The organism is Stenotrophomonas maltophilia group sp. Smal32, from assembly GCF_030237085.1.
GTDB classification, from domain to species: Bacteria; Pseudomonadota; Gammaproteobacteria; order Xanthomonadales; family Xanthomonadaceae; genus Stenotrophomonas; species Stenotrophomonas maltophilia_Q.
Map to the genome: position 1 here is coordinate 1 of NZ_JASJSI010000026.1, position 5,808 is coordinate 5,808.

Consider the following 5,808-nt stretch of genomic DNA (forward strand, 5'->3'; position numbering starts at 1 on the left):
TGTGCGCAGGACAGCGCACACGAGCAAGCCGCGACCAAGCCCCCATGGACGGGTTTACAGTGCCCCCGCAGCCGGACCCACCCCGCCAACCCCAGGAAATCAGCTTTTGCCGTTGCTGCTGATGTTGCCTCTGCTGTTGCCTCTGCGGGTGCAGGGCGCCGCCCTGCCGAACCCGAACCCACATACTTGCAACGGTCATCATCCCGGTCCACACTTCGTTGCCGATCTGAAGACGGCAACGATGACCCACAAGATCCCGCTGTTGATCGACACCGACCCCGGTGTGGACGACGCCCTGGCCCTGCTGATGGCCTTCGCCGATGAACGGCACGACGTGGTCGCCCTGACCATCGCCGCCGGCAATGTCGGCCTCGAATACACCGTCCGCAACGCCCTCAAGCTCTGCGACATCGTCGGCCGCACCGACGTGCCGGTGTTTGCCGGCAGCCCGGATCCGCTGCTGCATCCCTCCGTCGACGCTGCCCACGTGCATGGCCGTGATGGCTACGGCGACGTGGACCTGCCGCCGCCCAGCCGCCAGGCCGAAGCCGAGCACGCCGCGCTGGCCATCCTGCGCCTGTCGCACGAGCACGCCGGCGAACTGATGCTGGTGATGCTCGGCCCGCTGACCAACCTGGCACTGGCGCTGAAGCTGGACCCGACCCTGCCACAGCGCATCAAGCGCATCGTGGTGATGGGCGGCGCGGTCACCTGCCACGGCAACATCACCCCGGCGGCCGAATTCAACATCGCCTTCGACCCGGAAGCGGCGCACGTGGTGTTCACCTCGTTCAAGCACCTGCTGGTGTCGGATTGGGAAGCCACCGTCGCCCACGGCCTGCCGCTGGAAGATGCCGAGCAGTGGCTGCAGGCCGATTCCGATCGCGCCCGCTTCTACGAGCTGATCTCGCGCAAGACCCGCGCGCTGTCGGAAGACGCCAAGGGCGGCCGCTGGTACACCGCCGATGCGGTGGCCATGGCCTGGGCGCTGAACCCGGAAGGGCAGCTGCAGGTGGAATCGCGTCCGCTGAACGTGGAACTGAACGGCACGTTCAGCCGCGGTGCCACCATCGTCGACTGGAACCGCCAGACCGGCCAGCCGGACAACTGCGATCTGCTGATGGCCTACGACCAGCAGCGTTTCGAGGCCCTGGTGCGCCAGGCCCTGGGCGCGGACTGAAGTCAATTGCCCGGCACCGGTTGCCCCGGGCGGCAACCGGTGCTTATAATGCCGCTCTTGACCACCAGCCCATTTACGGTGTGAGCCCATGAAGGCCGATATCCATCCGAACTACCGCGACGTCGTCTTCCATGACGTCACCTCCGATTTCAAGATCCTGACCCGCTCGACCATGGCGACGAAGGAAACCATCAAGTGGGAAGACGGCAACGACTACCCGCTGGTGAAGGTTGAAATTTCCTCGGCTTCGCACCCGTTCTACACGGGCAAGCACAAGGTCATCGACACCTCGGGCCGTATCGACAAGTTCCAGAAGCGCTACGCGCGCTGATCTGTCGATCCAGCTTCGAACCGACGGCCGCGCTCTGCGCGGCCGTTTGTTTTTCCCCAACGCCTGCCCAACGGGCGTTTGGATGGACGGAACACTGCGTTCGTATGACAGCGCTTTTGCCGATCCGGGCCGCTCAACGGCCGGCGTCTGGCCGCCTGTCGTATACGACTTCCGTCTAGCACCCGACAAATGCTGCTGTGCGATAATGACCTGATCCCCGGCACAGGCCGAGGACGTCATTCACGTGCCTGACCAATGCGCTTGGGCAGGCGCCTTCCCATGAAGGAGCGCACACAGTGTCCGATCTTGATCAGGTCACGCTCAACGCCGGCGATAAGTCGGTCGTTCTGCCCGTCATCAAACCCACCCTTGGCAACGACTGCGTCGACATCGCGAAGCTGACCAAGGAAACGGGGTATTTCACCTACGATTCCGGCTTCACGGCGACGGCCAGCTGCAAGTCCGCCATCACCTACATCGACGGCGACAAGGGCGTGCTGCTGTACCGCGGCTACCCGATCGAACAGCTGTCGGAAAAGTCGAGCTACGTCGAAGTGGCCTACCTGCTGATCAACGGCGAGCGCCCGAGCGCCGAGCAGCTGAAGGCCTTCACCGATGAGCTGGCTGCCGAAGCCAACGTCGACGATTCGATCAACACCCTGATCGGCAGCTTCGCCAAGGACGCCCATCCGATGGCGATCCTGGCCGCTGCGATCGCCCAGCTGTCGGCCATCTACCACGACTCGCTGGACCTGTCCGACGCCGAACAGCGCCGCCAGGCCGCCGTGCGCCTGATCGCCAAGGTGCCGACCCTGTCGGCGCTGATCTACCGCCACGGCAAGGGCCTGCCGGCCAACAAGCCGGACACCTCGCTGGATTACGTCAGCCGCTTCCTGAAGCAGACCTTCGAGTCGGCTGACGGCCAGTACGATCTGAACCCGGACGTGGTGAAGGCGCTGGACCTGCTGTTCATCCTGCACGCCGACCACGAGCAGAACGCCTCGACCTCGACCGTGCGCCTGGTCGGCTCGACCGGTGCCAACCCGTACGCGTCGGTCGCCGCGGGCGTCACCGCGCTGTGGGGTCCGGCCCACGGCGGTGCCAACGAAGCCGTGCTGAAGATGCTGGAAGAGATCGGCACCGCCGACAACGTCGAGTCCGCCGTGGTCAAGGCCAAGGACAAGACCTCCGGCTTCCGCCTGATGGGCTTCGGCCACCGCGTCTACAAGAACTTCGACCCGCGCGCCAAGGTCATCGGCGAGATGACCAGCAAGGTGCTCAAGCAGCTGGGCGTGCAGGATCCGCTGCTGGACGTGGCCGTGAAGCTGGAACAGGCCGCGCTGCAGGACGAGTACTTCGTCGCCCGCAAGCTGTACCCGAACGTCGATTTCTACAGCGGCATCATCTACAAGGCGCTGCAGATCCCGACCGAGATGTTCACCGTCATGTTCGCGCTGGGCCGTACCTCCGGCTGGGTGTCGCATTGGCTGGAACAGCAGGTCGACCCGGAAATGAAGATCGGCCGTCCGCGCCAGGTCTACACCGGCAGCGACGTGCGCGACTACCAGGGCTGATCGCCTGCGTAGGTTGTGCCGAGAACGCCCCGCATCCGCGGGGCGTTTTTTTTGCGCTTGTGGTAGGTGCCAACCTTGGTTGGCACGTTCTGTGGTGTTCGCAGAAAATCATCCACGCATGGCGTGGATCTACCACCGCATCCGCCTTCGGTAGGTGCCAACCTTGGTTGGCACACGCTTCACCGCGCAAAGACCGCGTGATTCAAGGGTCTCGCCAGCTTCACGACCGCTCGCGCAGCCTCAGGACGCCAGCTGCACCCGCAGCGTCCGAGACGGAGCATCCACGCAATGAGTACCCGATTCGATCCACCCGAGCGCGGCGCGCTCGGCCCCGACGTCGCCACTGTCGTCACCGCCCCCATCGTGCCACCCGCCAGCGAAAGCGCCGTGTCCTGGAGCGCGATTTTCGCCGGTGCCGTCGCCGCCGCCGCACTCTCCCTCATCCTGCTCATCCTCGGTGTCGGCCTTGGCCTCTCCTCGGTGTCGCCGTGGTCGTTCGAAGGCGTCAGCAAGGAAACCTTCGGCTGGTCCAGCATCGCCTGGCTCACCTTCACCGCACTGGCCGCGTCCGGCCTGGGCGGCTACCTGGCTGGCCGCCTGCGCACCAAGTGGACGCAGATCCATGGCGATGAAACCTACTTCCGCGATACCGCGCACGGCTTCGTGTCGTGGGCGGTGGCCACGCTGCTGACTGCGGGCCTGCTGACCTCGGCCATCGGCGGCGTGCTCGGCACGGGCGCGAAGGTGGCCGGCGCCACTGCAGGCGCCGCTGCATCCACGGCCGGTGTTGCCGCCGCAGGTGCCGGTAGCGCCGCCGCAGCCGCACCGGAAGGCGACCTCAACTATTGGGTGGATTCCCTGTTCCGCAGTGCCACCAACGCCGGTGCTGCCGATCCCGCGGCGCCGCCACCGCCGGGCGCGCCGATGGATCCGAACGCGGCCCCGCCGCCGGCACCGAATGCGGGCCCGCGCGAGGTTGGCATGGCGCCGCCGCGCCCGATGCCGGTCCGTGCACCGGCCAGCGACCGTCGTGAACTGCGCGCCGAAGTGAACCGGATCATCGTCAACAGCTTGCAGGGCGATGGCCTCGACCCGGCCGATACCCAGTACCTGTCGCAGCTCATCGCGCGCGAAACCGGCATGAGCCAGGCCGAAGCGCAGGCCCGTGTGACCGATGTACAGACGCGCATGCGTGCCGCGCTGGAGAAGGCAAAGACCACCGCCAAGCAGGCGGCCGACGATGCCCGCAAGGCCGCAGCGCATGCCGCGCTGTGGCTGTTCATCACCCTGCTGATCGGCGCGTTCTTCGCCAGCCTCAGCGCCACCTGGGGCGGCCGCCGCCGCGACCTGTAACCCGCATTCCATGCAAGGAGACCTGCCATGAAAATGATTCTGCTCTGGCTGTTGGGCGTGCCGATTCCGCTGCTGATCCTGTACGCAATCTTCTTCTGAGAGTGCATCGTTGAGTGGAACCCGTCAGGCCGCCGCGACGCGGCCTGACGCTTTTTGAGCAGATCCGAAGCACATCACCAGAAGTCTTTTCATCCTGCAATGAAGTTTCTTGCATTCAGCAGATGAGGAAAATTGCATAACCCTCAAACATTGAACGGCCTCTAGGATCCTTCTTAACGTTCAACTTTTTAGGAATGCTTGAATAGTCTGCGGCTCGCAGGGTTTCTAACATTCTCTCCGTCGCCGGCAACCACCTCTGCAGGCGGCGCCTCCCTTCCGGTCATGCCGGAAGGGAGGCTTTCGACTATTCCCCCTGTCCGAGAGAGACACCCATGCACATGCTCAAGAAGGCCGCGCTGGCTGCAGCGCTGGTCACTGCTTCGCTGTCCGCGAATGCCGCCGAAACCCACATCACCGTCCTGGCCGACGTCGACCCGACCCTGGCCCTGCTGCAGGCCGATGGCAGCCCGCTGCCGGACGCCGTCAAGCTGGACCACGCCCCGGGCCGTGGCCTGATTCCGTGGTCGCAGCAGGTGCGCATCTATTCCAACGACATCGACAAGGACATCGAAGTGCGCCTGATCAACGAGCCGGTGCTGATCGGTAATGCCCCGGGCACGCCGTCGGTACCGCTGTCGGTCAGCCTCAACAGTCGCGAGCTGGGCCTGGCCGCCACCGATTACCTGGCCGCCGACCTGTTCGACGGCGCACTGCCGGGCGCTTCGGTCGCCATGCCGCTGCAGATCGCGCAGAAGACCCCGGGTGCCATCGACGTGGCTGACAGCTTCCAGGGCATGGTCAGCATCGCCATGAAGCAGAAGACCACCAGCCCGTAAGTCCCCCCGCGCCGGCCCGGGTGTCGGGCCGGCCGCTTCTGGTCGCCCCCATGAAAGCTTCTGCCCCCGCCGTCACCCGGCTGGCGCTCGCGCTCGCCCTGTCGTTGTCCGCACCGCTGGTCGCGGCACGCGGCGTTCCCGCCGGCTTCGAGGATCTGGTTGAAGGCCAGACCGAGCAGCTGGACGTGCGCCTGTTCGGGCGTTCGACCGGGTTGATGCCCGTGCGCGTCACCCTCGACCACGTGCAGCTGGAAGCGCCTGCGGAGGCGCTGCAGGCGCTGCAGCTGCCGGCCGAGGCACAGGCGGCGCTGCTGCCGGCGCTGTCGCAGCCGCTGCCGCGCAACAGCCACCTGGCCTGCCGCTACGGCGGTGCCGCCGCCGGTTGCGGCTATCTCGATCCCCCGGAGGACCCCACCGCCGTGCGCGCACTGTATG

General features: G+C 65.8%; 5 protein-coding genes and 1 pseudogene. All 6 read left to right on the plus strand.

What is annotated here, in order from left to right; translation table 11 throughout:
- The first annotated feature begins 241 nt into the window (after positions 1-241).
- Complete coding sequence (locus tag QRO91_RS08605; protein ID WP_049432713.1) at positions 242-1,180, plus strand: nucleoside hydrolase; 939 nt, start codon at positions 242-244, stop codon at positions 1,178-1,180.
- 88 nt (positions 1,181-1,268) lie between these two features.
- The gene (locus tag QRO91_RS08610; RefSeq protein WP_010484049.1) at positions 1,269-1,511 is read left to right on the plus strand and encodes a type B 50S ribosomal protein L31; all 243 of its coding nucleotides are present in this window, start codon (positions 1,269-1,271) and stop codon (positions 1,509-1,511) included.
- Between the two features lie 296 nt (positions 1,512-1,807).
- On the plus strand, positions 1,808-3,085 hold the full coding sequence (locus tag QRO91_RS08615; protein WP_049404024.1) for a citrate synthase: 1,278 nt from the start codon (positions 1,808-1,810) through the stop codon (positions 3,083-3,085).
- A 288-nt stretch (positions 3,086-3,373) separates the two neighbouring features.
- Positions 3,374-4,438, plus strand: a complete 1,065-nt coding sequence (locus QRO91_RS08620) for a hypothetical protein (protein ID WP_049432617.1) — start codon at positions 3,374-3,376, stop codon at positions 4,436-4,438.
- Positions 4,439-4,869: 431 nt separating this feature from the next.
- Complete coding sequence (locus QRO91_RS08625; protein ID WP_049432619.1) at positions 4,870-5,373, plus strand: CS1 type fimbrial major subunit; 504 nt, start codon at positions 4,870-4,872, stop codon at positions 5,371-5,373.
- 50 nt (positions 5,374-5,423) lie between these two features.
- Positions 5,424-5,808: pseudogene (locus tag QRO91_RS08630) on the plus strand (usher protein); the annotation flags it as partial.

Excerpts from the sequence above, each read along its gene's own strand:
- QRO91_RS08620 (WP_049432617.1), top strand. The coding sequence starts at position 3,374 with ATGAGTACCCGATTCGATCCACCCGAGCGCGGCGCGCTCGGCCCCGAC.
- QRO91_RS08610 (WP_010484049.1), top strand. The coding sequence starts at position 1,269 with ATGAAGGCCGATATCCATCCGAACTACCGCGACGTCGTCTTCCATGAC.
- QRO91_RS08605 (WP_049432713.1), top strand. The coding sequence starts at position 242 with ATGACCCACAAGATCCCGCTGTTGATCGACACCGACCCCGGTGTGGAC.
- QRO91_RS08625 (WP_049432619.1), top strand. The coding sequence starts at position 4,870 with ATGCACATGCTCAAGAAGGCCGCGCTGGCTGCAGCGCTGGTCACTGCT.